This window comes from Microbacterium sp. (assembly GCF_048259935.1).
Lineage (GTDB): Bacteria > Actinomycetota > Actinomycetes > Actinomycetales > Microbacteriaceae > Microbacterium.
This window is the reverse complement of the sequence record NZ_JBLXHF010000001.1, coordinates 558,106-582,984: the sequence shown is the minus strand read 5'-3', so window position 1 is coordinate 582,984 and position 24,879 is coordinate 558,106. Positions and strand designations below refer to the sequence as shown.

Genomic DNA, 24,879 nt, shown 5'->3' with positions numbered 1-24,879 from the left:
GAGCAGGTGCGATGGGAGACATACGACGCAACGTCGCGACCCATGAAGATCTCTGCCTGCCCTGAAGATAGCGGCGGAGGAGAATCAATCCCAGAATGCAGCACCCGATCAACGCCGCACACACGCCAGCCGTGATCAAAGCCGGTGATGCAATGATAGTCGCAGAGCCCTCAAATGCCTGACCGACGATCATCTTTGTGGAACCGTACGCCGCATCCGCGGTATCTGCGCTAAGAGAGGGTGGACTCATTGCCAGTGTGCTCGTGATGGCACTCTCTGCGCCGGGGGCTGAACCCGCGTGCGGCAGAGCGAAGGCACCTATAACCGAAGCAAGCACCAGCAGCGCAGCCGCCGCGATCTTCAGCATCCACGTCCGCATAGCGCTCCTTCCGGATCACGGCACTTAGCCCAACGCGTTATACACAGGATATCCCAACCGGGTATCAAGGCGATCCGTCAAGAGCCAGTGACCGTGTGAATCGTGGTGACGTCCCGCTGTGTGGTGGAGAATCTCGACACTGTGCGGGATCAGTTGTGTTGATTATGCCGCGTTGAGTTCGGGGATGGCCACCTCCTCGTCGTTCGCGGTGAGGAGCTTCATGGAGTGCTCGGAGAAGTAACGGCGGTCTGCGCCGTCCCATTCGTCGTGCTGCTCGATCAGGACGTGCCCTGCCAGGCGCAGGAGCGCGGCGGGGTTGGGGAAGGTGCCGACGACGTCGGTGCGGCGTTTGATCTCCTTGTTGACCCGCTCGAGCGGGTTGGTGGACCAGATCTGTCGCCAGTGCTGCTGCGGGAAGCCGCAGAACGCGAGGATGTCGTTCTTCGCGTCCTCCAGCATGTCGGCGATCTTCGGATGCGACCGGGTCAGCATCCGCACGACCTCGTGGAACTGCGCGAACACATGCTCGGTATCGGGTTGAGCGAAGATCGTGCGGATGATGGAAGCGACCATCGGTCCCGACGCTTTCGGAACGTTCGAGAGGACGTTGCGCATGAAATGGACCCTGCATCTTTGCCAGCTGGCGCCGGCGAACACGGTCTCGATCGCGGAGATCAGGCCGGTGTGCGCATCGCTGATGACGAGCTTCACCCCGCCGAGTCCGCGGGCCTTGAGCGAGCGGAGGAAGCTGGTCCAGAACGGCTGAGATTCGGTCTCCCCGACCTCGAACCCGAGGACCTCGCGGCGTCCGTCGGCGGCGACCCCGATCGCGACGATGACCGCTTGGGAGACGACGCGCCGGCCGACTCTGGCTTTGCAGTAGGTCGCGTCGAGGAACACGTACGGATACGTCGTGTCCGCGAGGGGCCGGTCGCGGAACGCGGCAACGTCCTCGTCCAGGTTCGCGCAGATCCGGGAGACTTCGGACTTCGAGATGCCGGTGTCCGCGCCGAGCGCCTTCACCAGATCATCCACTTTCCTCGTTGAGACGCCGTGGACATATGCCTCCATCACCACCGCGAACAACGCCTGATCGACCCGACGGCGCCGCTCCAACAGCGACGGGAAGAACGACCCCTGCCGCAGCTTCGGCAGCCGCAGCTCGAGGTCCCCGGCCGTCGTGGTCAGAGTCCGAGATCGACTGCCGTTACGTTGCGCCACCCGGTCCGGGGAGCGCTCGAACGGGGCAGCGCCGATGAACGCGGCAGCCTCCGCATCGATCAGCTCCTGATAGAGCGTTTCCGTCGCGACACGGATCCGGTCGGTGACATCGGTGAGTTTCAGTTCCCCGAGCAGCTCGAGGAGGGCAGACTGGTCAAGAGCCATCGTGCTTTGTGTCCTTACGTTGAGATTCCTAGACAGTTCTCACTGACCATCGCACGATGGCTCACCCACGTCTACGACGCGAACCACCTCGTCGGAATCTCCACCACTCCAGGGGACGTCACCTGAATCGTCTCTGTCGATCCTCGTGCGGTGAACACGATCTGAGGGCTTCAAGGACAGCATTGTCGCGATTGTCGATTTTCGACGGGTTCCCCTAGGAGCAGCACGAATCTGTGATCGGTCAGCGCGCACTTGCGTTGCGGTATGTGTCTGTGGGGACGAATGTCTCCAGTTCCCGAGTCAAGCTTGTAAATAGTGAACGTGCTTGGCGCATCCTGCTCTCGCATCCACAATCGACGGAGCAGACGGCCGATCTCCAAGAACTACACCACCAACGCGGCGTCATTCTCGTCCGAGTTGCGCTGAGTCTCGAATTCTGGCTGCCCGACATCACCAATCACAGAACCGCTCGAGTTTCATTCAGTGAAGCATGGAGGCGTTCGGCTGGAGTGTCCCAGTCACGCGTCTTGCGTGGACGTTGGTTGAGGTTCTCGACGACGCGCTGCATTCGGCGGGCGTGTGGCGGGAGAGATCCGTGTCTTTCGGGAAGTACCGGCGCAGGAGAGCATTCGTATTCTCGTTGCTTACGCGTTGCCAGGGGCTGCCTGTATCACAGAAGTCGACAGAGGTGACGGTACCAGCGACTCCAGTATCGGTCGTCACACATGCCCCAGGACGAGCGTGCTCCCGGTTGGTAGGCTCGCCTCAAGGAGTCGAGATGTCACAGCGCCCCTCGCCATGGCGAGTAAACGATGCGGCGTTTTACGACGCCTTGCGCGATGAGTTCCGTTCAGCCGTCGCCGCCGTGATGGCGGCTGCCGATAGCCCTGGAGACACCGTCGTTGCCCGGGTTCAGCAGTTGCGGTCGGACATGCACAGCACGGACGGGTTTGACCGCGACGGGATCGCTTCGCGTCTCGAAGCCGTGCGAGCACCGACTCGAGCGACCCCGGAGCGGTCGCGTGGCTGAATCAGCGGATGCCGGACGAGTACAGGATGTCATCCTGCACTCGTTGTTCGATGACGCAAGCCCCAGCGAGACTCCAGCGTTCGTGGTTCTGGCCGGTGCACCGGGCGCCGGCACGGGGCGTGTGATCACACGGCTACGTCGTGAGCATGGTGGGGATCTCGTCCCGGTCTCGATCGAGGATCTGCAGGCCTTCCACCCGAGGTACTTGGACACGCAGTTCCGGCAGTCCCCTGCGGGTCGGGAGGAGTTGTCGCAGCTCGCGGCGTCCTGGTTGCAGGCCAGTATCAGGCATGCGCGCGAGAACGGGTACTCGTTGCTTCTTGAGGGCGAGTTCCGGACTCCGGATACGGCGCTGGGTGTGGCTCGACGGTTTGCCGATTCCGGCTATGCCGTGCACGTCGTCACGGTCGCTGCGCGCGACGACCAAAGCCTCCTCGCGGCCACGTCGCTTGGCCTACGCCACATGAGGGAAGGGCAGACAGCAGAGTTCGTCACCCCTGCAGAGAACGAGCAGAGTATGCGGAACGTGAGCGCACTGATCGTGGCTGCCGCTGACAGCCCGTTGGTCGCGCGGGTGTCCGTGCTCAATCAGCACGGCGTGAGCGTTTTCGATGCCGAACGGTCAGAATCTGGGACGCTGAGCGGAGCATCCGTCGCGCTGAGCACTTCACGATCAGAGGCGATGAGCGCTCTCGATGCGACGCAGTGGTTGAGCGAACTTCGCCACATGACCGAGTACGCACGGTCCCTGCGAACCGTGCCCGCCCCGGCTATTGCTTCCCTCATCGACTTGCATGAGATGGCGATCCGACGCGTCGTGCCGGAGCTGCCCGTTCCGCCCGGTTCCGAGGTCGTGAGGATCCAGCAGCAGAAGTTGGCAACAGATCTCGCTGGGCTCAAGCGCCTGCAATTGCGCCCAGAGGTCGTCGATGCCGCTGCCCCCACTGTCACCCCCGCGGAGTCTGGGCCTTCGATCTCCCGGTGATCTAACCGCGCATTCTGGCGCCGTCAGGATAGCTGCCGATTCTTAGTGGGCGGTGGGCTGGGTAGTGCCGTGTCGTGGAATACCGGACTGAGCGCCAGCGAGGGAGGATATGCCGCGAAAGCGCGGAACGGACCAGTTTGCCGTCCACTACCCTCTTGCAGCCGGCGGTGCTGCTCAACATTGGCATCCTGTCCGTCTCAACCGATTTCGAGACCAGAAGCTAGCTCATCAATGAGGTCGGGGCGGAAGCCCGACCAGCGCGCTTTCCCGGCTTCGACCACCGGCGCCTCGCGGTAGCCGAGTTCGTCGATGAGGAACGCACGGATCTCGGCGTTGTGTTCAGCGTGGATGTCGACAAGGTCGTATCGAATACCCAACGTGTCGAGCCGCTGGCAAGTGAGTCGGCAGCGCTGGCATGAGGGTCCGGTCGAATACACCGTCACGTGCGTCATGATGGACTCTCGCGGCCTGGCACGGAGTTCGCGGAACTTCCGAAGTGCCGCTCTCCGAGACTTCCCGACTTCGCGACTCTGTTACTTCGGAAGTTTCGAGCTTCTGGAGCCCGGGACTCCGAGACGTCCGGACTTTCCGTGTCTGTAGCTGGCGAACTTCGGAAGTCTGGAAGTCCGGAAGTCACTGAACGGCGAAGTTCGTCCTCGTCCGAGCCGCGGAGCTGTTCCCGGTGCGTGAAGAGGAGATCGATGGCGACGCGGATGAGCATGTTCTCGGTGATGCGCTCTCGCGTTGAGATCCGGTCTCGCATGAGCGAGCGCGCCAGCTCCGTGAGCTCCGCATACTGATCCTCGCGGACACGCGTCTCTTTCCGTGTGAGGCGCAGGAACTTGGGCACCGGTTCCGGCGCTCGGTTTCGCTGACGCTCGAGCCGCACACGCGTCTCGCTGAGACGCTCACTCAGGTTGACCTGACCCATGGCTCACCACGCTCCCTGCAACTGCGGGCTCAGTTGCTCGGTCACCTCAAGCCCGAGACGGGTGACGTCCCAGATCGCGCCTTGCGTGGTTCGGTTGTCGCGGACAGTCGTGACCAGGCTCCCCAGCACCGGAGCATCCGACTGCGCCTTGTACTGGCGCAGACACGCGTCGAAGCGCGGCACCCCGAGGGTGACGTCGAGGAGCTCCTTCCACGTCTCCAGCTGTCCATGGATTCGCGGATCGATCCGGTTGAGCAAGACCGCGAAGCGGACTCCGCACGGTTCGACGAACCGCTGAATCGTCCGCATCGTCGGCTCGACGGCGAGCGGCTCAGGGGCGAGCGGGACGATAACGAAGTCCGACGCATCGACGACGACTTCCAGCGTGCGAGGGTCCTCCAAACTCCCCGGCGTATCCACGATCACAAAGTCGTACTCGCGGTCCAGGTGCGACAGCCGGGACAAGACAGACGGATGCTGGCTGCCGGCGAAGTCGAACGGCAGGCGCCGCTCTGCATTCTCTGCCCACCACACGGTGGACTGCTGCGGATCGACATCCACCACCAGCACGCGATGTCGGCGCGACAGCGCTGCGGCGAGTTGCATCGTGACCGTCGTCTTGCCCATTCCGCCCTTCTGGTTCACGACCGAGATGATCTTCATACCTCCAGTGCCAGCCGCGTTAGACGGCATGGCAAGTTCAGCGAGCATGGCCGTCACCGGACGACATCGCTGACGCGTCGATCCACGACTTGAGCTCTTCCACGTCATAGAGAATCACCCGGCCGAACTTGTAGTAGTCCGGGCCGCGCCGCTCGTACCGCCATTCAGCGAGCTTCTTGACCGTGAGACCCGGGATGAGTCTGGCCACCTCTTGCGGCTTCACGAATTCGTGCCCTAAGTCGGGCGACTTCATGGTGGTCACCGTTGACATCGTCTTCACCCTTCTTGCGTATTGAGATTGCCTATTGACACAAGTAGACGACTTAGCCATACACTTAGTCAAGATGGTTCTGCGAATCTCTGGCACGATAAGGCAAACTAGCGGGGTGAAGGTCGACGTGAAGAATCCTGACGGCACCGCAATGTCATGGCAATCCGCTACGGAGCCGGTTGGGTCCGCGCTGCGCATTGCTCCCGAGTTCGTCGCCTCGGTCCTCGATGACGACGCCGGAGTCGAGACGACGATCGAGGCCCACTACAGCACCGACGAGGGTCACTACATCGTCACCACGATCCTCAACCGGGCCACCCGACCGAACTTCGACCACCAAGCGCTACGCCGCACGGCATCAGCCGCCATCGTGCAGGCCGCCGTACCGCACTGCATCGCGGTGCGTCTCGGGGATGAACAGGACTCGAACTGGACCACGATCGCGGATCTCACTTCCACCGAAGGTCGGATCATCCCGCCATGGATGGCAACCGCTGCTGTGAAACGCGGCATGAAGGATGAGCGCATGGAGGTCGTCGAGATCATCTACGGCGCCGCCGCGCTCGCCGGCGCCCCGCCCGTGCGAGCCGTGCAGGTTGAACTCGACATCCCACACCGCACCGCCTCCGACTGGATCAAGAAGGCCCGCGACGCAGGACGCTTGGAAGGTATGACGTACGCCGTCGGCCGCCAGGCCGATGGGTAACGCCGACTCCGGGCGAATATATGGCGGGCGTCCTCGCCCTCGAATCCCCAGACCGAAGCAGACCGAGGTTGTCATGGGAAGTATTGCTGTCTATCAATCTGCCGGCGGCCGCCGCTACCGCGTCCGATGGCGTGATGACGCATCACGCAAGCAAATCGAGAAGCGCGGATTCAAGACGAAGCGCGATGCTGAGATTTTCCTCGCTCACACCGAAGTCGCACGCGCCGAAGGCACGTACACGGACCCTAGCGCCGCGCGTGCCACCGTCGGCGAACTCGGCGTCGAATGGCTGCGCAACAAGCGACACTCACTAAAGGCTTCGTCGTACAGTTCGCTGGAGACATCGTGGCGGGTTTACGTGTATCCGCGATGGGGCCTAACCCGGATCGGTGAGATACGCGCCTCACAGGTCGAGCAGTGGATTCGAGAACTTTCGGAGGGCACGGCGGTGACTGTGCGTACTCAGAGTAAAGGCGAACGCATGAAGCCGCGATCTGCGACCGTTGTCTATCGCGCGCTCGGAGTCCTGGCCGGGATCCTGGACACCGCCGTGCGCGACGGCCGCCTCCCCCGAAACGTGGCTCGCGGTGCACAGAACCTGCCACAGAAGATCTCCGATAAGCCACGACGCTACCTGACGCACGGCGAGGTCGTTCGTCTCGCGGAGGCCGCCACAACCGACACTCATCGCACCCTGATCCTCGTTCTCGCGTACTGCGGACTTCGCTGGAGTGAGGCGATTGGCATGCATGCTCGTGACATCAACTTCGAGAGAGACCGCATCCAGGTGAATCGTGGGGCCGTCGAGGTCGACGGGAAAATCGTGGTCGGTGCTCCGAAGAACTGGGAGCGCCGAATCGTCCCTTTCCCAGAGTTCCTCGAGGCTCCGCTGAAACGTCTGTGCGGCGGCAAACATGATGATGATCTGGTGTTCACCGATCCCGACGGCAACTACCTTCGCCGAGCGAAGACAAGCGTCGGAACCACATCCTGGTTCAGTAATGCACTTCGCGCAGCGCACATCGAGCGACTGACCCCCCACGACCTTCGGCACACAGCCGCGAGTCTCGCAATCTCCTCAGGCGCAAACGTGAAAGCCGTGCAGCGCATGCTCGGCCACAAGTCCGCCGCAATGACGCTAGACACCTATGCCGACCTCTTCGATGATGACCTGGCCGACGTCGCGGCCCGAATGAACGACGGCGGCCTCTCCGCTGATGTCGAGCGATTGTGGCGCTGACGCCATCCTATTCCGCGACGGATGTGGGCAAATTGTGGGCAAATCCGGACTGACGACTTGGAGCCGAACGCAAAGAAGCCCCCCGATCCCCGTGTTTCCAAGGGATAGGGGGGCTTCCTCAGTGACAGCGGTTGTGGAGCTGGGGGGAATCGAACCCCCGTCCAACGCTGAGTATCCACGGCTTCTCCGGGCGCAGTCTGTGCAGACGTTCTGCTCGGCTCCGACCTTTGTCACAGACACCTAAGTCGACAAGCCCAGCCTGGGAAGAGTCCCGCGTGACGTCCAGACGCCGTCACACAGCAAGATTCCTAAATGACGCCAGGGTCCGTATCGGAATCACATACGGTCTGACGGACTATCGGGCTCGCTTATGCAGCGAGGGCGAAGTCGTTGCGCTTTGTTTCGGCAACTATGTTTTTGCAGGGGGCGTTCACGAGATAACCCTGCATCCTCGGCCCGCTTCACGTGAATTCACAAGCACTGTCGAAACCGATCAGCCCCGTGGTTCTTCTTGCGAAGATGACCGCTGTCACTCTGTGGAATTACTCACCCGAGCACCGAAGTACCCGAGCATCAAAGGATACAACGGAACCGGTGCCCACGCTATTCCTCGCGTAGAGTCACAGCCATGAGCGACGTCACCATCACAGTGCGCGGTGAGAACCAGACCCGCATTGCGCCCGAGCGTGCCACTATCCACATCACCGTGCGCGCCGAAGGCCCTGTGCGCACGTCCGTCGTTGAGCGCGCGCTGACCCTGGCAGAACCCGTGCGTGCCAGCCTCACCGTACGGCAGGATGCTGGATCTGTCACGGACTGGTCCAGCAAGAGTCTCGCCGTCCGCGCCGAACGACCGTGGAGCAGCGACGGAAAGCAGCTCGCGCTCGTCTACCGCGCCAGCGTCGACTTCGTCCCCACTTTCATGGAAGCATCCGAGCTCTCGGTGTGGGTGTCGGAGATCTCGTCCTGGGATGGCGTCGAGATCGGCTGGGTGGATTGGCATCTCACTCCCCAGACGCGGGCCGACATCGAACGCGAAGTCGCCTCCGCTGCCGTCGGTGTCGCCGTCCAGCGCGCTCAGGCCTACGCGGCCGCGCTGGGCCTTCAGTCGGTGACGCCCGTGGAGATCGCCGACACCGGACTCATCTCTCGAGAGCAGGCTCCCGCACCGTCCATGATGAGGGCGCGAGGCGCGGCGTTCGCCGCAACAGCGGATGCCCCGGCAGAAATGGCGTACGAACCGGAAGACATCGTCATCTCGGCCACGGTTGAGGCCCGCTTCACGGCGCGGTGACGGGGCCAGGTCACGCGTGTGTGAATGGCGCCAGATCCGCCGCGAGACGCTCTGAGACGTGCGCGTGCACCTCAGTGCCGTGCTCGCCGTGCTCTGCCGACAGCAGGATTCCCGTCTCATGCACCGCGGCGACGAGGTCTCCCCTGTCGTAAGGCACGAGCGCATGCACTTCGACCGCTGGCATCGGCAGCGCCGCATCGATTGCTGCGCGCAGCTGTTCGATGCCCTCGCCTGAGCGAGACGACACGAAGTGCGCGTTCGGCTCGAGGCCCTGAAGCACGAGCCGTTCATCATCCGTGAGCAGATCCGCCTTGTTGAACACGACGATCTCAGGCAAGTCGCGGGCACCGACATCGCCCATGACATCGCGGACAGTCTGCAGCTGCCCCGCGGGATCAGGATGCGCGCCGTCGACGACGTGCAGAACGATGTCCGCGTCGGCGACCTCTTCGAGCGTCGAGCGGAATGCCTCGACGAGCTGATGCGGAAGGTTCCGCACGAATCCGACCGTGTCTGTGAACGTGTAAACCCGGCCATCGTCGGTCGCAGAGCGACGAACTGTGGCATCCAGCGTCGCGAACAGGGCGTTCTCGACCAGCACGCCAGCGCTCGTGAGTGCGTTGAGCAGACTCGATTTTCCTGCGTTCGTGTAGCCGGCGATCGCAACCGACGGAATCGTGTTGCGCTTGCGCTCAGCGCGCTTCGCATCGCGAGCAGGCGCGAAATCACGGATCTGCCGACGCAGCAGGGCCATACGGGTGCGGATGCGACGGCGATCGAGCTCGATCTTCGTCTCACCAGGACCACGTGAACCCATGCCCGCTCCCCCGGCACCGACCTGGCCACCGGCCTGACGGCTCATCGAGTCGCCCCAACCGCGCAGACGCGGGAGCAGGTACTCGAGCTGTGCGAGCTCGACCTGCGCCTTGCCCTCACGGCTCTTCGCATGCTGGCTGAAGATGTCGAGGATGACGGTGGTTCGGTCGATGACCTTCACCTTGACGACGTCTTCCAGAGCGCGGCGCTGGCTCGGAGCGAGCTCGGTGTCGGCGATCACGGTGTCAGCGCCTATGGCTGCAACCATGTCCTTGAGTTCTTGAGCTTTTCCTCGGCCGAGGTAGGTGGCGGGGTCTGGATGCGGGCGCCGCTGGAGTACCCCGTCCAGTACGACGGCACCGGCGGTTTCGGCCAAGGCCGCCAACTCGCGCAGAGAATTCTCGGCATCGACCTGGGCGCCCTGCGGGTACACGCCCACCAGCACGACGTTCTCGAGTCGCAGCTGACGGTACTCGACCTCGGTGACGTCTTCGAGCTCGGTCGAAAGACCACCCACGCGACGAAGCGCGTGACGGTCTTCAAGATCCCATTGGTCGCCATCGCGATCGCCGTAGGTTGCTGTTGAAGCATCCTGCAGCGCCTGGGCGGCGCCGAAGACGTTCGCCTCGGTGCGCCTCTCTGCGCTCGCGAGCACGCGGTCGAGCGTTTCGTCGTTGTGCTGGTCGTCTGTGGTCTTCGTCATCCTCTGCCTTCTGTAGTCGGCGTCTTAACCTTAACCCGCTGCTCCGGTACGCTCGGCATATGGGGTCCGATCACTATTTCTCTGCGACCCCGGCAAGTGCGCAGAACCTGCGGGCGATCAACGTCACCCTCGCAGGCCGTGACCTCGAAGTGACCACGGCCGGTGGCGTCTTCAGTCCCGACCGTCTCGATGCCGGAACCGCAGTCCTCTTCGCCAACATGCCTCCGCTGCCTCCGGGAGGAGACTTTCTCGACCTCGGAAGCGGCTGGGGCCCGATCAGCATAACGATGGCCCTCGCCGCACCGCACGCGACCGTCTGGGCCGTCGACGTCAATGAGCGAGCTCTTGACCTCGTCCGTCGTAACGCCGAGTCGCTTGGTCTCACTAACATCAACGCGGTTCTGCCCGACGATGTTCCCGATGACGTCGTCTTTCGAACGATTCGCTCGAATCCGCCCATCCGCGTGGGCAAGAACGTTCTCCACGGGATGCTGGAGCGCTGGATTCCTCGGCTCGATGAGCACAGCGACGCCTGGCTCGTCGTGCAGCGCAATCTCGGCTCAGACTCGCTCCAGCGCTGGCTGGCAGCGACCTTCCAGCCCGGTTACAGCGTGCACCGCGCAGCGACCGGCAAGGGCTACCGTGTGCTCAAGCTGAGGCGTCACGGCAACCCGCCGACCGAACCGATTGCAGTTACTGATTAGACGCGCGACGAGTCTCGCAGGCTGAATCCCGCACCGCGGTGCTCGTCAGGCAGCCGGTCTCCACGCCCGTGCAGCTTCTGACGAAGCGTTCCGGGTGTGTACTCGGTCTGGTAGACACCACGCCGCTGCAGTTCAGGCACGATGAACTTGACGATGTCCTCAAAGGTTCCGGGCGTGATCGCATAGGCGAGGTTGAACCCGTCGACATCGGTCTCTTCTACCCAGTCCTGCAGGAAGTCGGCCACCTCTTCGGGTGAGCCGACCACGCGGGGGCCCAGACCGCCGATGTTGCCGAGCCGAGCGATGTCGCGAACCTTCCACTCCTTGCCGTCGTCGTTCGCCTGCTGGAAGTTGGCCACGGTCGACTGGATCGCGTTGCTCTTGACGTTGCCGATCGGCTCGTCGAGGTCGAACTGTGAGAGGTCGATGCCCATCCACCCCGACATGAAGACGAGCGCACCCTCATCGCTGGCGTACTGGAGGAAGTCCTCGTGCTTGGCGTGGGCCTTCTCGCTCGTCTCGTCGGTGATGATCGTCAGCAGCGTGTAGATCTTCGCGGAGTAGCGGTCGCGCCCTGCGGCTTCGAGCGCGTCACGGATGCGCTTCACAGTGCCTGCGAGAACAGTCTTCGTGGGCGCCGCGACGAAGATCGCCTCTGCGTTACCCGCGGCGAACGCGATGCCGCGCGGAGAAGCACCTGCCTGGAAGATCACGGGGGTGCGCTGCGGAGAAGGCTCCGAGATGTGGATGCCCGGAACAGTGAAGTGCTCGCCGTGATGACCGATCTCGTGCACCTTCGACGGATCGGTGAAGACGCCGCTCTCGCGGTCGCGGATGACCGCGTCGTCCTCCCAGGAGCCTTCCCAGAGCTTGTAGGTCACTTCGAGATACTCGTCGGCGACGTCGTAGCGCTGATCGTGCTCGAGCTGGTCGTCATGACCCATGTTGCGCGCGGCAGACGGCAGATAGCCGGTGACGACGTTCCAGCCGACCCGGCCGTTCGTCAGGTGATCGAGGGTCGTCATGCGGCGCGCGAACGGATAGGGGTGTTCGTACGCGGTGCCAGCGGTCACGCCGAAGCCGAGGTGCTCGGTGACGGCGGCCATGGCACTCACCAGCAGCACGGGGTCGTTGACCGGGACCTGTGCGCCGTGACGGATCGCCGCTTCGTTGGTGCCGCCGTAGACGTCATACGTGCCGAGCACATCGGCGATGAACAGTCCGTCGAAGTGCCCGCGCTCGAGGAGCTGCGCGAGTTCGGTCCAGTACGCGAGCTCCTTGTAGCGCGCAGACTGGTCCAGTGGATGCCGCCACATCCCGGAGGACTGGTGGGCGACGCAGTTCATGTCGAAGGCGTTGAAACGGATCTGCTTGCTCATACGCACCATAGTGAACGATGAGGCGCGCTGTTGTCTCGCGGTCCGTCATGAAACGACGCATTCGGCCGAAATCATCTCTCTGCGACGGCCGAGCGGCGGCAGGCTGGCTTGTCAGAACAGCTCGATGGTGCCCGTGTAGACGAGCTGCGCTGGTCCGGAGAGCGCCACATGTTCACCGTCGTCGGCTGGGAACATCCGCACACCGAGCATGCCACCGGGAACCTCGACCTGCCAGTGGTCCGGAGCGCTCTCGCCGGCCCAGTAGCGCACAGCGAGTGCGGTCGCTGCAACGCCGGTGCCGCAGCTCAGCGTCTCCCCCACTCCGCGCTCGAACACGCGCATGGTGACGTGACCGATGCCCTCGCGAACCAGAGGTTCCCCCGGAACGACGAACTCGATGTTCGCGCCCTCAGGGAGTGCAGGATCGAGTTCTGGAATGTACTCGAGCTCGAGACCTGCGAGCTCTTCATCCGATGCGAGTGCGACCACGACGTGCGGATTGCCGACGTCGATGCCCAGGCCGGGGCGCGCCACATCCAGGCCGCGAGCCTTCGCGAGCGGGTCAACGTCCGAGAGCTTCCATCGACCAAGGTCGACCTGGTATCCGTCCGCACTCGCTGTGACGTCACGCACTCCGGCACGCGTGCCGATCGGGAGCGTGGAACCGGGCTCGATCGTTGCGAGCCCAGAGCGAACCAGATAGTGCGCGAAGACGCGGATGCCGTTGCCGCACATCTCGGCGATCGAACCGTCGGCGTTCCGGTAGTCCATGAACCACTCGGCCGCAGGCTCTTCCGCGAGGGCGGCAGAGCCCTCGGGGATCGACGCGGAACGGACGACTCTGAGGACTCCGTCGGCACCGATGCCGAAATGACGGTCGCAGAGGGCGGCGACTTGATCCGCAGTGAGCTCGAGCTCGCCGTCAGGATCGGCAATGATGACGAAGTCGTTGCCTGTGCCGTGCCCTTTGGTGAATGCGACCATTTCTTCATTCTAGAGAGCACGCGCCCACCGCTGGATTCCAGTGATTCTCGTGAACTGGATCGGACCGGCGGCCTACTTCGTGTTCGGCGTTCGGCGCAGCACGCGATAGCGCCCGCACAGAAAGTCCCTGTTGCGCGCGACATCGATCAGTTCCAGGTCGAGCCCCCGCGGAAGCACGGGCGAACCACTCCCCAGTGTGACCGGTGCATACTGCACCCAGACCTCGTCGAGGAGTCCGGCATCGGCGAACTGGCCGGCAAGGTCTCCCCCGCCCACGATCCACAGATCTTTGCCGCCCGCGGCGACCGTCATCTCGGCGTGCACGTCGCGCACATCGGACTGCGTGAGCCGCACAGACCCGTCTTCGGGCACGGAGATCGCACGATGCGTGAACACCCACGCCGGCAGCGTGTACGGCCAGGAGCCTTCGTGAGCGAGAACCCATTCGTAGGTCGTCGCGCCGAGCGCCATTGCCCCCAACATCGCGCGGAACCCGTCATACGCCATGGGCCCGTTCTCATCGATGTCTTGTTTCAGCAGCCAGTCGAGTGAGTGCTGTGCCGTCGCGATGAAACCATCAAGGCTCGAAGCCGTGTAGTAATGCGTCGTCATCCCGCCAGGATGTCACGAGGGTCAGACATCGGCGAGACCCATCTGATCGCGGGATATCTCTTGAACCACGAGACCTGGCGTCTGGCATACCGACGCGTGAGCGCCTGTGTCTCAGCGATGGCTTCGGCTTCGCTCTTCTCGCCCGACAACTGCGCAAGCGCTTGGGCATACCCGATCGCTCGCGGTGCGGTCATACCTCGTTCGATCCCTGCTTCTCGGAGCGCGGATGCCTCCTCAAGCATCCCCTGCTCCCACATGCCCTCTACGCGCCGGTCAAGCCGCTCAACAAGCTCTGGCCGCTCGACGTGCAGACCGATGATGCGGGTGTCGGCGTGCCACGGTTGAGGAGCATCCGGCAGTGCGGCGCCGTGCGTCTGCGCGCCCTGCTCGAGCACTTCGAGCGCACGCACGATTCGGCGACCATTCTTCGGATCGACTTTCGCTGCGGTCGCCGCGTCCGCAGCGACGAGCTTCTCATAGAGAGCCCTGTTGCCGAGTTCCTCGAGCTCTCGCTCGAGCCGTGCCCTGATCGCGGGATCGCGCGGCGGAAACCGAAAGTCGAAGATCACGCTTGAGACGTACAGCCCCGAGCCTCCGACGAGAATGGCGTCGCCGCCACGTGCGTGAATGTCTGCGATCGCCGTGCGAGCAAGCGGCTGATACCACGCCACTGCCGCTTCCTCTGTGACGTCTCGCACATCGAACAGATGGTGCGGGATGCCGCGACGCTCGGCGACGGGGAGCTTCGCCGTGCCGATATCCATGCCGCGGTAGAGCTGCATGGCATCGGCGTTGACGATCTCTGCGGGATTTCCGTCAGCGCGCAGCGCTTCAGCGAGACCGAGTGCGTGATCACTCTTGCCTGTACCGGTGGCCCCGACGATCGCCCATAGGCGCGGTTGCTCAGACACCGACGCGGAGCGTGGGGAGCCCCAGCGAGACCGCGCGTGGAGCGCCGGTTTCGCCGGTGGATGCCGGAATACCGCACGACTCCGCCTGCGCACGGTCCCACGCATCGCCGCCACGAGTGCGGCGGATACGCAGCGGCGCACCCGTCGGGTCATCGGCGAGCAGATGGAAGGGCGCACCATGCGTGATCTTGACTGTGACGACGTCACCTGGCCGCGGAATCTCTGATCCTTCGGTCACCTCGAAGTGGACGAGACGGTTGTCTTCAGCCCGGCCAGTCAGACGGTGCGTCGCGGCATCTTTCTTGCCTTCGCCCACCGAGACGAGCACGTCCACCTCGCGTCCGACCTGCTTCTCGTTCTCTTCGAGGGAGATCTTCTCCTGCAGGGCGATCAAGCGGTTGTAGCGCTCCTGGACGACCGCCTTGGGGACCTGGTCCGCCATAGTCGCCGCCGGCGTACCCTCACGGATCGAGTACTGGAAGGTGAAGGCGTTCGCGAAGCGAGCCTGCTCGACCACGCGCATGGTGTCTTCGAAGTCTTCTTCGGTCTCACCGGGGAAGCCGACGATGATGTCGGTGGAGATTGCCGCATACGGCATGCGCTCGCGCACTCGATCGAGAATCCCGAGGAACTTCGAGCTGCGGTACGAACGGCGCATCGCCTTGAGAATGCGATCGCTCCCCGATTGGAGCGGCATGTGCAGCTGCGGCATGACAGCAGGCGTCTCGGCCATGGCATCGATCACATCGTCGGTGAACGCGGCAGGGTGCGGGCTCGTGAAGCGGATCCGCTCGAGGCCGTGGATCTCACCAGCAGCGCGCAGCAGCTTGCTGAAGGCCTGACGGTCTCCGAACTCGACACCGTAGGAGTTGACGTTCTGGCCGAGGAGGGTGACTTCGATGGCGCCGTCTTCGACCAGGAGGCGGATCTCATTGAGGATGTCTCCTGGGCGTCGGTCCTTCTCCTTGCCGCGGAGGCTCGGCACGATGCAGAACGTGCAAGTGTTGTTGCACCCCACCGAGATCGACACCCAGCCGCTGTGCGCCGAGTCGCGCTTGGTGGGCAGCGTCGAAGGGAACACCTCGAGAGACTCGAGAATCTCGAGCTCGGCGTCACCGTTGTGCTTCGCGCGCTCGAGGAGTCCAGGCAGCGACCCCATGTTGTGCGTGCCGAAGACCACATCGACCCAGGGCGCCTTGTCGAGAACCGCGTCTTTGTCCATCTGGGCGAGACAACCGCCGACGGCGATCTGCATGCCTTCTCGGCGACGTTTGACCGAGGCGAGATGACCGAGCGTGCCGTAGAGCTTTCCTGCGGCGTTGTCGCGCACAGCGCACGTGTTGATGATGACGACATCGGCTTCTGTGCCGGCATCCGCCCGCAGATACCCGGCGCTCTCGAGCGATCCCGAGAGTCGCTCTGAATCGTGCACGTTCATCTGACACCCGAAAGTGCGCACTTCATAGGTTCGCTGGTGTCCGTCGGCATCAACGGCAGCCGGTGAGGCCGTGATGATCGTCGGTTCGCTGCGCGGAGTAGTCATGGTGCCCCTATTCTACGAGCGGAATCTGAGCGTCAGTCCGAGTCGACGAAACGAACACCTGTGGTCGGGCCGCCGAGCGACGCTTCGGCCAGCGCAGTCCGTGCCGCTGTCATCGCCACTGATCCCCCATACCCTCGACGAGCGAGCTGTCCCATCAGCCGGCGCAGCGCGGTATCGAAGTCCAATCGCGACAGCGACCGCGCCTTCGTTCTGGCGAACTCCAGTGCGCGCTCTGCGTCATCGTCGGGAAGATCACCGAGTGCGGCATCGATCACATCGCGCGGAACACCTCGCTGTGCGAGCGCGCGAGAGAGAGCCACACGGCCCTGGCCTTTGCGCTCGATGCCTGAGATGACAAGATGCTCGGCGAGCAGCGCGTCATCGAGGTAGCCCCGCTCGCAGAATCTGTCGATCACATCATCGATGCCGGCGGCATCGAGTCCCTGGCCGCGCAGGACCTGTCGCGCCTCGGATACAGACAGGGAGCGAGCCCGCAGCTTGCGGACCAGCGCCCCTTCTGCATGCCGTGCGACGTCGTCGGGATCGGATTCTTCTGGTCTCTGCGGCGGCCGGCGCCCCTGGACAGAAGAGTGCACCGGCGTTGCCGTCGATCGAGGCTCGGTGGGGGCCTCGTCGCGTGCCAGCTCTGATGCGCGGGTCATCTTGCCGCCGAAGAGTGGGATGACGGGGGCGAGACGATCCTCGCCCCCGTCATCGTGTGCGGGACTCATCAGGCCGGACGGCGCTGCGCGAGTTCGTCAGCCGCAGGCACCGCTTCAGGCGCAGCAGCGCCGCCGATGCCGAGCTTCTGCTTGATCTTCGTCTCGATCTCCAACGCGATATCGGCGTTCTTGATGAGGAACGAGCGTGCGTTCTCCTTGCCCTGACCGAGCTGATCGCCCTCGTAGGTGTACCACGAGCCCGACTTCTTCACGAGACCATGCTCCACACCGAAATCGATCAGGCTGCCTTCACGTGAGATGCCCGTTCCATACAGAATGTCGAACTCCGCCTGCTTGAAGGGCGGTGCCATCTTGTTCTTCACGACCTTGACGCGGGTGCGGTTGCCGACGGCCTCAGTACCGTCCTTCATCGTCTCGATGCGGCGGATGTCGAGGCGGACTGAGGCGTAGAACTTCAACGCCTTACCGCCGGCCGTGGTCTCCGGAGAACCGAAGAACACGCCGATCTTCTCGCGCAGCTGGTTGATGAAGATCATGGTGGTGTTGGTCTGGTTCAGACCACCGGTGAGCTTGCGGAGCGCCTGAGACATGAGGCGTGCCTGCAGACCCACATGCGAGTCACCCATCTCGCCCTCGATCTCAGCGCGAGGTACCAGAGCCGCGACGGAGTCGATGACGATGAGGTCGATGGCCCCGGAGCGAACGAGCATGTCGGCGATCTCGAGGGCCTGCTCACCTGTGTCGGGCTGAGAGACCAGGAGGGCGTCGATGTCGACACCGAGCTTCTTCGCGTACTCGGGGTCGAGAGCGTGCTCCGCGTCGACGAAGGCGGCGATGCCACCGGCGCGCTGTGCGTTGGCGATGGCGTGCAGCGTCAGCGTCGTCTTACCGGAGGATTCCGGGCCATAGATCTCTACGATGCGGCCACGCGGGAGGCCACCGACACCGAGCGCCACGTCGAGGGCGATGGATCCGGTCGGGATGACGGCCACTGGTGCGCGCTCGTCGCTGCCCAGCCGCATGACCGAGCCCTTTCCGAACTGGCGGTCGATCTGGGCGAGAGCTGATTCCAGAGACTTCTCGCGGTCTGCTGCTGATGGCATGATGTGTGCTCCTCGTGTTCGCGTGGTGCCGCCTATAGGCTGTCGCGGCCGCCCCGGTTGGGACGGGCTCTCCGACAAGGCGTATGGCTTCTTGGCCTGAAATCACCGTACGAGGGACCTCCGACATTGCAACGGAAATGCCACGAACGGTGGACAACGAGACCTCGAAACCACTTGTGCAGAACGATACGCGCACATCGAACACATATTCGACGACACGCCGCTGGTGCGGCATCCGGTTACGAACACAGCATCCGCTGCGAAGAAGCGCTACTTGCGCGGCTCGAGCCGTCCGACTCCGTACCGGCGCTCCGCAGGAACGTCCGCCTCGGCACAGAGCGCAAGCCAGATCTCTCGCGGCGGGACACCCGCCTCAAGCGCCTCGGTGGGAGTTCGATTACCCACCGCGCTCAGAACGAGGTCGTTCAGGAGGGTGACAGAACGCCGCCCGAACTCATCTTCGACAGCACGAAGAAATTCACTGCGTCGCATCCGCTCGCTGAACCCGTTGCCGTATCAGTGCAGGGAGAGCTCGGACTCGACCGATGCCATGAGGTCATCGGGAACCACATCGGGGAAGACCTGAATGCCCTCGAGCACAGAGATCCTGTCGCCGACTTCGCGCATGATGATGGAGATGGGGACATCGAGCGCTTCAGCAACAGAAGCGAGGATCTCGCTGGAGGCCTCTTTCTGGCCACGCTCTACCTCGCTGAGATAACCCAGCGCAACAGATGCCTTACTCGCGACCTGTCGAAGAGTGCGCCCCTTCTGCAGGCGGAAGTCCCTCAGCACGTCGCCGATTTCCTGTCGTACAAGAATCATTGGAACCTCCTCTCCATTCCCCTTACCGAAGTCTCCTCCGAACGGATCGCCAGTCTAACCCGACTCGCTGGGGAAAACGCTACCTTTACACGCTGTGCTTTCGCTTTGAGCAACACGTATATGACAACGCCGAGCTCGCGCGAGCTATTCCCCGAGCATCCGGAGCGCAGCGCCGATCGCTGCGCGGACAGCGTGCTCTCGCACCGCGCTTCGATCACCATCGAATCGAAACACCTGAGATTCAGTGCGTTCGCCGACGGCGACGCCGATCCACACCGTGCCGACCGGTTGGCCATCTGGCGAATCAGGCCCGGCGATCCCCGTGGTCGAGATTCCCACGTCGGCCGGGCGTCCCGCGACCTGCACCGCCTTGCGCACTCCGGTAGCCATCTGCGCTGCGACTTCGGAGTGAACCGGCCCGTGCGTGTCGAGGAGCGCCTCATCCACGCCCAGAACCGTCGCCTTGACCGGTGTCGCGTAGGCGACGACCCCGCCGAGAAGCGTGGCCGATGCACCCGGAACCGAGACGAGCTCTGCGCAGAGAGCACCTCCGGTGAGTGACTCAGCCACACCCAACGTCAAGCCCTTCGCAATGAGCACCGATACGAGCCGAGCCGCATCAGCCTCGATACGCCGGTTCATGACCGAGCCGTTCTCGATCCGCGCATCTGAGAGACCACATAGTCGATGCCACTTACGACGGTCAGCACCAGAGCGGCGTACATGAGGACGATGCCGATCCCGGTCCACCAGTCCATCCCGATGAGCTGATGAAGCGGAAGCAGCCACCAGCTCAGTGCCACACCCTGGAAAGCAGTCTTGAGCTTGCCCATCCAGGCAGCGGCGACGATATGGCTGCTGGCCACGATGAAGCGGTGCACAGTGATGCCCCACTCACGAATGAGGATGACGATGACCACCCACCACGGCCATTCGGCGAGAATCGCCAAGCCCACGAAACCGGCACCCGTCAGCAGCTTGTCCGCGATCGGGTCCCAGAGCTTTCCGAAGTCGCTGACGATGTCGTACTTGCGCGCGAGGTAGCCATCGACCCAGTCCGTGGAGATCGCCAGCACGAAAAGCGCGCCGGCAATCCAGCGGATGCCGAGGTCATCGTCCCCGTACGTGCCTCCCAGCAGCAACAGCACGAAGAACACCACCGCGAGAGGTATGCGAGCGATCGTGATCGCGTTCGGCAGCTGCCGCGGAATTGTCATCAGTCGCGTCCTGTCAGGCCCCAGGCGTCTTCATCGCCGTCGCCATTGTCTTCGATTGGAAGCCCGTCAAACTGCGACTCGATCGGGTCGCGTCCGTAGTCGACCGATTCGACCGGGGCGGGAGCTGCCTGAGATGCAGAGGCTGCAGGGGCCGAGGCAGGAACGTCATCACCTCGCAGCTTCGCGATCACTGCCGGGAGCTGCTCGGCGGTGACGAGCACGTCGCGGGCCTTGGATCCCTCAGAAGGACCGACGATCTCGCGCGATTCGAGCAGATCCATGAGTCGGCCGGCCTTCGCGAAGCCGACGCGAAGCTTGCGCTGCAGCATCGACGTCGAGCCGAACTGCGAAGAGACGACGAGTTCAGCGGCGGCGAGCAGCACCTCGAGGTCGTCGCCGATGTCTTCGTCGACTTCTTTCTTCTTCTTCGCCGGGTCCATCGCCTCTTGAACGTCAGAGCGATACTCGGGGCGAGCCTGTGCCGTGACGTGCTTGACGACGGCGTCGATCTCGCTCTCTTCGACCCAGGCCCCCTGCAGCCGGAACGGTTTGGACGTGCCCATTGGAGAGAACAGGGCATCGCCCTGGCCGATCAGCTTGTCAGCTCCTGGCGAATCGAGGATCACTCGGCTGTCAGTGACGCTCGTCACGGCGAACGCGAGGCGAGAGGGCACGTTGGCCTTGATGAGACCGGTGACCACATCGACGCTCGGACGCTGAGTTGCAAGGACCAGGTGAATGCCGGAGGCACGCGCGAGCTGAGTGATGCGGACGATCGAGTCCTCCACGTCGCGCGGCGCCACCATCATGAGGTCAGCGAGCTCATCGACCACGACCAGCAGATACGGGTAGGGCTTGAGGACACGCTCGCTGCCGACCGGCAGCTCGACCTCACCAGCGCGCACAGCCTTGTTGAAGTCATCGATGTGCCGGAATCCGAACGACGCGAGGTCGTCATAGCGCATGTCCATCTCTTTGACGACCCACTGCAGCGCTTCAGCGGCCTTCTTGGGATTCGTGATGATGGGGGTGATCAGGTGCGGAACGCCGGCGTAGCTGGTGAGTTCCACGCGCTTCGGGTCGATGAGCACCATGCGGACATCGGCCGGCCTCGCACGCATCAGCAGACTCGTGATCATCGAGTTCACGAAGCTCGACTTACCCGAGCCCGTGGAACCCGCAACCAGAAGGTGCGGCATCTTCGCGAGGTTCGCGACGACGATGTTGCCGCCGACATCCTTGCCGACGCCGATCGTCATCGGGTGGGTGCTCTTCTGCGCCGCGGGCGAGCGCAGCACGTCTCCGAGCGCCACCATCTCTTTATCGGCGTTCGGAATCTCAATGCCGATTGCGCTCTTGCCGGGGATCGGCGAGAGGATCCGCACATCGTTGGATGCCACGGCGTAGGCGATGTTGTTGCTCAGTTGAGTGATCTTCTCGACCTTGACGCCGTGACCGACCTCGACCTCGTACTGGGTCACCGTCGGACCGCGCGAGAAACCCGTCACCTGCGCGTCGACCTTGAACTGGGTGAACACACCCGTAATCTGCTCGATGACGCGGTCGGTCGCATCGGAGCGGACCACCGGCGGCGGACCTTCACGCAGCACCGCGGTCGAAGGCAGTACATACGGCGCTGCCGGTGCCTGCAGGCCGCGGTCGCCCGGGCCTTCTGTGCCGAAGCCGGAGAGACCGGGAAGCTCAGGCTGCTCGCCGGTGTCGCCGTAGTCGTCGAGCAGCGCGGTGCCGCCCTGCGAGCCGAGTCCGGCCATCACGCCCTCGACGTCGGTGAGGACCTCGGTCACGGAGTCTGATGGATCGTCGACGATGATCGCCTGATCGAAGGCGGTGTGGTTGGCGGGGGCCTCATCGGCGGTCGCGAGCAGTTCAGTAAGGTCCTGCGAGCCGATGCCGTCGTCAGGGTCTTCCTCGCGTCCCGTCTTGTTGCGTCGCCACCATGGGAGCACATCCGGGTCGTCGCCCTGCTCGAATTCTCCTTCGGGCTCGGCTTCTCTGACCGGCTTCTCGACGCGTTCCGCACCGAACATCCACGCGTAGAGATCGCCGAGTCGAGCACCGATGCGGTTCGGTGGCGTCTTCGTGATGATGAGAATACTCAGGGCGATGAGCACGGCGAGGATGACATAGGCGGGAATGTCGGTCAGGTAGGAGAGCGGCTCGCCTAGCATCCATCCGAAAAGACCGCCGGCAGCGCTCAACGCAGGCATGCCGTCCTTGGGCTGCGGCTGGCCGCCCGCAAGGTGGCAGATGCCGGCGATGGAGAGCACGAACAGGCCGAAACCGATACCGATACGACCGTTGTCGTTGACCGATGATGGATGCCGGAACAGCCACCCAGCGAGGATCAGAAGCAGCACAGGCATGAGGAATGCCGTACGACCCACCAGAAGCCCCACCGAGTACGCACTGATGTTCTGGGCGACCTCGTTGCCGATGAAGAACCACTCATTGACCGCGCCTAGGCACGCCAGGATCACCAGCAGGAACGGGAACCCGTCGCGTCGCTGGTCCTTTTCGAGAGACTCAGGGCCGAACGCGCGGAACAGACCGCCGACGCCGTGCGCCAGCCCTGTCCACGCCCGGACGGCGAGCGGCGGCTTATCGACATCGTCGATGTACTTCTTCGGCGCCGCAGCCGTCTTGGCCCTCGAGCGCGCGGGTGCTTTCTCGGAAGCGCGCTCGGTCTTCGTAGTACTCCTGGCCATACTCACAGACTACGGTCGGGCACCGACATCGCCGCGTAATGACGCGGCTTTCTGACCGATCAGGCCTCGATGACGAGCGGGACGATCATCGGCCGGCGACGGAGCCTCTGGTTCACCCAGCGACCGATCGTGCGGCGAACGACCTGCGAAAGCGCATGCGTGTCGCGTACCCCGTTGCCGGATGCCTCCTTGAGCGCGGCGACGATCTTCGGCACGACATCATCGAACACCGCGTCATCCTCGGCGATGCCTCGCGCGTGGATCTCAGGGCCGGTGATGATGCGCCCAGTGGCGGCATCCACCACCACGATGATCGATACGAAGCCCTCTTCGCCCAGGATGCGACGATCCTTGAGGTCGGCATCGGTGATCTCACCGACCGTGGAGCCGTCGACGTAGACGAAGCCGATGTCGTACTGGCCGGCCACGCGAACCTGGCCGTCCTTCAGATCGATCACGGTGCCGTTCGATGCGAGCAGAGTGTTCTCTTCGGGGATGCCGGTCTCTTGGGCGAGTTTGGCGTTCGCCATGAGGTGCCGGTACTCGCCGTGCACGGGGAGCACGTTCTTGGGCTTGAGGATGTTGTAGCAGTACAGCAGCTCGCCAGCGGCCGCGTGACCGGAGACGTGCACGCGGGCGTTGGCCTTGTGCACGACGTTCGCGCCGAGCTTGGTGAGCCCGTCGATCACTCGGTACACCGCGTTCTCGTTGCCGGGAATGAGGCTCGACGCGAGGATGACGGTGTCGCCCTCCCCTGGCTCGATGGCGTGGTCGAGGTTTGCCATGCGGCTGAGGACTGCCATCGGCTCGCCCTGTGAACCCGTAGACATGTAGACGATCTTGTCGTCGGGGATGTCCTTGGCCTTTTTGTAATCGATCAGCACGTTCTCGGGCACCTTGAGGTATCCGAGATCCGCGGCGATGCCCATGTTGCGCACCATGCTGCGCCCGAGCAGCGCCACCCGACGACCGTTGGCATGCGCGGCGTCGAGCACCTGCTGCACGCGGTGCACATGGCTGGAGAAGCTCGCGACAATGACTCGGCGAGTCGCCTTGGCGATGACCTGGTCCAGAACCGGGCCGATCGACTTCTCGGTAGGGGTGAATCCGGGCACGTCGGCGTTGGTCGAGTCGACGAGGAACAGGTCGACTCCCTCTTCACCGAGGCGCGAGAAGGCGCGGAGGTCGGTGATGCGGCCATCCAGTGGCAGCTGGTCCATCTTGAAGTCGCCGGTAGCGAGCACGAGACCGGCTGGCGTGCGGATCGCAACGGCCATAGCATCCGGGATCGAGTGGTTCACTGCAATGAACTCGAGGTCGAACGGCCCGACCGTCTCGCGCTGCCCTTCCTTCACGGTGAGCGTGAACGGCTTGATGCGGTGCTCTTTCAGCTTCGCCTCGACCAGTGCGAGCGTGAGGCCGGAACCGATCAGCGGAATATCGCTCTTCAGACGCAGCAGGTACGGCACCGCGCCGATGTGGTCCTCGTGACCGTGGGTGAGCACAACGCCGACGATGTCATCAAGACGGTCCTTGATGGGCTCGAAATCCGGGAGGATGAGGTCGACGCCGGGCTGGTGGTCTTCGGGGAAGAGCACGCCGCAGTCGACGATGAGGATCTTGCCGTTGTACTCGAATGTGGTCATGTTGCGGCCGACCTCGCCGAGCCCGCCCAGAGGGACGACGCGGAGCGTTCCATCGGCGAGTGGCCCAGGAGCTGCGATGGGAATGGACATTGATGTCTCCTCTATCGGACACGTCGTGCCCGTATTGCAAAGTGGGCGCGCT

Annotated in this window: 24 protein-coding genes, 1 other RNA gene and 2 pseudogenes; 6 read left to right on the top strand and 21 right to left on the bottom strand. The window is 63.5% G+C overall.

The annotated features are described in order from the left end of the window. Positions 1–541: 541 nt before the first annotated feature. Complete coding sequence (locus ACN0RC_RS02715) at positions 542–1,765, bottom strand: IS256 family transposase (RefSeq protein WP_417508523.1); 1,224 nt, start codon at positions 1,763–1,765, stop codon at positions 542–544. Positions 1,766–2,222: 457 nt separating this feature from the next. Next, a pseudogene (locus ACN0RC_RS02710) lies at positions 2,223–2,452 on the bottom strand (transposase); the annotation flags it as partial. Between the two features lie 335 nt (positions 2,453–2,787). Between ACN0RC_RS02710 and ACN0RC_RS02705 the strand changes: the two are divergent. After that, complete coding sequence (locus tag ACN0RC_RS02705; RefSeq protein ID WP_417508521.1) at positions 2,788–3,780, top strand: zeta toxin family protein; 993 nt, start codon at positions 2,788–2,790, stop codon at positions 3,778–3,780. Positions 3,781–3,977: 197 nt separating this feature from the next. Here the strand turns inward: ACN0RC_RS02705 and ACN0RC_RS02700 are convergent, their stop codons facing one another. From ACN0RC_RS02700 to ACN0RC_RS02690, 3 genes are all read right to left on the bottom strand, one after another. Beyond that, complete coding sequence (locus ACN0RC_RS02700) at positions 3,978–4,232, bottom strand: glutaredoxin family protein (protein WP_417508519.1); 255 nt, start codon at positions 4,230–4,232, stop codon at positions 3,978–3,980. A gap of 482 nt (positions 4,233–4,714) precedes the next feature. Next, positions 4,715–5,422, bottom strand: a complete 708-nt coding sequence (locus tag ACN0RC_RS02695; RefSeq protein ID WP_417508517.1) for an AAA family ATPase — start codon at positions 5,420–5,422, stop codon at positions 4,715–4,717. Then, the gene (locus ACN0RC_RS02690) at positions 5,412–5,645 is read right to left on the bottom strand and encodes a hypothetical protein (protein ID WP_417508515.1); all 234 of its coding nucleotides are present in this window, start codon (positions 5,643–5,645) and stop codon (positions 5,412–5,414) included. The genes ACN0RC_RS02695 and ACN0RC_RS02690 overlap by 11 nt, the downstream gene beginning before the upstream one ends. 115 nt (positions 5,646–5,760) lie before the next feature. Here ACN0RC_RS02690 and ACN0RC_RS02685 point away from each other — a divergent pair, with 115 nt between their 5' ends. Both ACN0RC_RS02685 and ACN0RC_RS02680 read left to right on the top strand, forming a co-directional pair. Then, positions 5,761–6,351 (top strand): hypothetical protein, encoded by a 591-nt coding sequence (locus ACN0RC_RS02685; RefSeq protein WP_417508513.1) that lies wholly within the window; start codon positions 5,761–5,763, stop codon positions 6,349–6,351. After that, positions 6,344–6,523 (top strand): annotated as a pseudogene (locus ACN0RC_RS02680) (hypothetical protein); the annotation flags it as partial. The gene ACN0RC_RS02685 and the pseudogene ACN0RC_RS02680, both read left to right, overlap by 8 nt. Here the strand turns inward: ACN0RC_RS02680 and ACN0RC_RS02675 are convergent. Next, positions 6,494–6,658 (bottom strand): hypothetical protein, encoded by a 165-nt coding sequence (locus ACN0RC_RS02675; protein WP_417508628.1) that lies wholly within the window; start codon positions 6,656–6,658, stop codon positions 6,494–6,496. The pseudogene ACN0RC_RS02680 and the gene ACN0RC_RS02675 sit on opposite strands and share 30 nt — an antisense overlap. A gap of 174 nt (positions 6,659–6,832) precedes the next feature. On the opposite strand from ACN0RC_RS02675, the gene ACN0RC_RS02670 reads away from it, so the two are divergent. Continuing rightward, entirely contained in the window at positions 6,833–7,591 is a 759-nt protein-coding gene (locus tag ACN0RC_RS02670; RefSeq protein WP_417508616.1) for a tyrosine-type recombinase/integrase, read from the top strand. A 131-nt stretch (positions 7,592–7,722) separates the two neighbouring features. Here the strand turns inward: ACN0RC_RS02670 and ssrA are convergent. After that, positions 7,723–8,092: a transfer-messenger RNA gene (ssrA, locus tag ACN0RC_RS02665) on the bottom strand. A gap of 127 nt (positions 8,093–8,219) precedes the next feature. Here ssrA and ACN0RC_RS02660 point away from each other — a divergent pair. Further along, positions 8,220–8,885: an SIMPL domain-containing protein gene (locus ACN0RC_RS02660; RefSeq protein WP_417508511.1), complete on the top strand. Its 666-nt coding sequence runs from the start codon at positions 8,220–8,222 to the stop codon at positions 8,883–8,885. A gap of 10 nt (positions 8,886–8,895) precedes the next feature. Here the strand turns inward: ACN0RC_RS02660 and hflX are convergent, their stop codons facing one another. Then, positions 8,896–10,404, bottom strand: coding sequence for a GTPase HflX (gene hflX, locus ACN0RC_RS02655; protein ID WP_417508509.1), 1,509 nt, complete (start codon positions 10,402–10,404; stop codon positions 8,896–8,898). A 59-nt stretch (positions 10,405–10,463) separates the two neighbouring features. On the opposite strand from hflX, the gene ACN0RC_RS02650 reads away from it, so the two are divergent. Next, positions 10,464–11,108: a class I SAM-dependent methyltransferase gene (locus tag ACN0RC_RS02650; protein WP_417508507.1), complete on the top strand. Its 645-nt coding sequence runs from the start codon at positions 10,464–10,466 to the stop codon at positions 11,106–11,108. On the opposite strand, the gene ACN0RC_RS02645 is transcribed toward ACN0RC_RS02650, so the two are convergent. The 13 genes from ACN0RC_RS02645 to ACN0RC_RS02585 form a co-directional block, all read right to left on the bottom strand. After that, on the bottom strand, positions 11,105–12,487 hold the full coding sequence (locus ACN0RC_RS02645; RefSeq protein WP_417508505.1) for an LLM class flavin-dependent oxidoreductase: 1,383 nt from the start codon (positions 12,485–12,487) through the stop codon (positions 11,105–11,107). The two genes, ACN0RC_RS02650 and ACN0RC_RS02645, sit on opposite strands and share 4 nt — an antisense overlap. Before the next feature lie 111 nt (positions 12,488–12,598). Beyond that, positions 12,599–13,471 (bottom strand): diaminopimelate epimerase, encoded by an 873-nt coding sequence (gene dapF, locus ACN0RC_RS02640; RefSeq protein ID WP_417508503.1) that lies wholly within the window; start codon positions 13,469–13,471, stop codon positions 12,599–12,601. A 72-nt stretch (positions 13,472–13,543) separates the two neighbouring features. Then, complete coding sequence (locus ACN0RC_RS02635) at positions 13,544–14,083, bottom strand: dihydrofolate reductase family protein (RefSeq protein ID WP_417508501.1); 540 nt, start codon at positions 14,081–14,083, stop codon at positions 13,544–13,546. Further along, the gene (miaA, locus tag ACN0RC_RS02630; RefSeq protein ID WP_417508499.1) at positions 14,080–14,994 is read right to left on the bottom strand and encodes a tRNA (adenosine(37)-N6)-dimethylallyltransferase MiaA; all 915 of its coding nucleotides are present in this window, start codon (positions 14,992–14,994) and stop codon (positions 14,080–14,082) included. The genes ACN0RC_RS02635 and miaA overlap by 4 nt, the downstream gene beginning before the upstream one ends. Then, positions 14,987–16,537 (bottom strand): tRNA (N6-isopentenyl adenosine(37)-C2)-methylthiotransferase MiaB, encoded by a 1,551-nt coding sequence (gene miaB, locus ACN0RC_RS02625; protein WP_417508497.1) that lies wholly within the window; start codon positions 16,535–16,537, stop codon positions 14,987–14,989. Before miaB ends, miaA begins: the two co-directional genes overlap by 8 nt. Positions 16,538–16,569: 32 nt before the next feature. Beyond that, on the bottom strand, positions 16,570–17,268 hold the full coding sequence (locus tag ACN0RC_RS02620) for a regulatory protein RecX (protein ID WP_417508495.1): 699 nt from the start codon (positions 17,266–17,268) through the stop codon (positions 16,570–16,572). Further along, a complete protein-coding gene (recA, locus tag ACN0RC_RS02615; RefSeq protein WP_417508494.1) occupies positions 17,268–18,323 on the bottom strand; it encodes a recombinase RecA in 1,056 nt (351 codons plus the stop codon). The genes ACN0RC_RS02620 and recA overlap by 1 nt, the downstream gene beginning before the upstream one ends. Before the next feature lie 270 nt (positions 18,324–18,593). Next, positions 18,594–18,815 (bottom strand): DUF3046 domain-containing protein, encoded by a 222-nt coding sequence (locus tag ACN0RC_RS02610; RefSeq protein ID WP_417508493.1) that lies wholly within the window; start codon positions 18,813–18,815, stop codon positions 18,594–18,596. Positions 18,816–18,839: 24 nt separating this feature from the next. Continuing rightward, on the bottom strand, positions 18,840–19,148 hold the full coding sequence (locus ACN0RC_RS02605; protein WP_417508492.1) for a helix-turn-helix domain-containing protein: 309 nt from the start codon (positions 19,146–19,148) through the stop codon (positions 18,840–18,842). Positions 19,149–19,292: 144 nt separating this feature from the next. Then, positions 19,293–19,790 (bottom strand): CinA family protein, encoded by a 498-nt coding sequence (locus ACN0RC_RS02600; RefSeq protein ID WP_417508491.1) that lies wholly within the window; start codon positions 19,788–19,790, stop codon positions 19,293–19,295. Beyond that, positions 19,787–20,365: a CDP-diacylglycerol--glycerol-3-phosphate 3-phosphatidyltransferase gene (pgsA, locus tag ACN0RC_RS02595; protein ID WP_417508490.1), complete on the bottom strand. Its 579-nt coding sequence runs from the start codon at positions 20,363–20,365 to the stop codon at positions 19,787–19,789. Before pgsA ends, ACN0RC_RS02600 begins: the two co-directional genes overlap by 4 nt. Continuing rightward, entirely contained in the window at positions 20,365–23,091 is a 2,727-nt protein-coding gene (locus ACN0RC_RS02590) for a DNA translocase FtsK 4TM domain-containing protein (protein ID WP_417508489.1), read from the bottom strand. The genes pgsA and ACN0RC_RS02590 overlap by 1 nt, the downstream gene beginning before the upstream one ends. 59 nt (positions 23,092–23,150) lie before the next feature. Continuing rightward, positions 23,151–24,827 (bottom strand): ribonuclease J, encoded by a 1,677-nt coding sequence (locus ACN0RC_RS02585; protein WP_417508488.1) that lies wholly within the window; start codon positions 24,825–24,827, stop codon positions 23,151–23,153. Between the last annotated feature and the right edge of the window lie 52 nt (positions 24,828–24,879).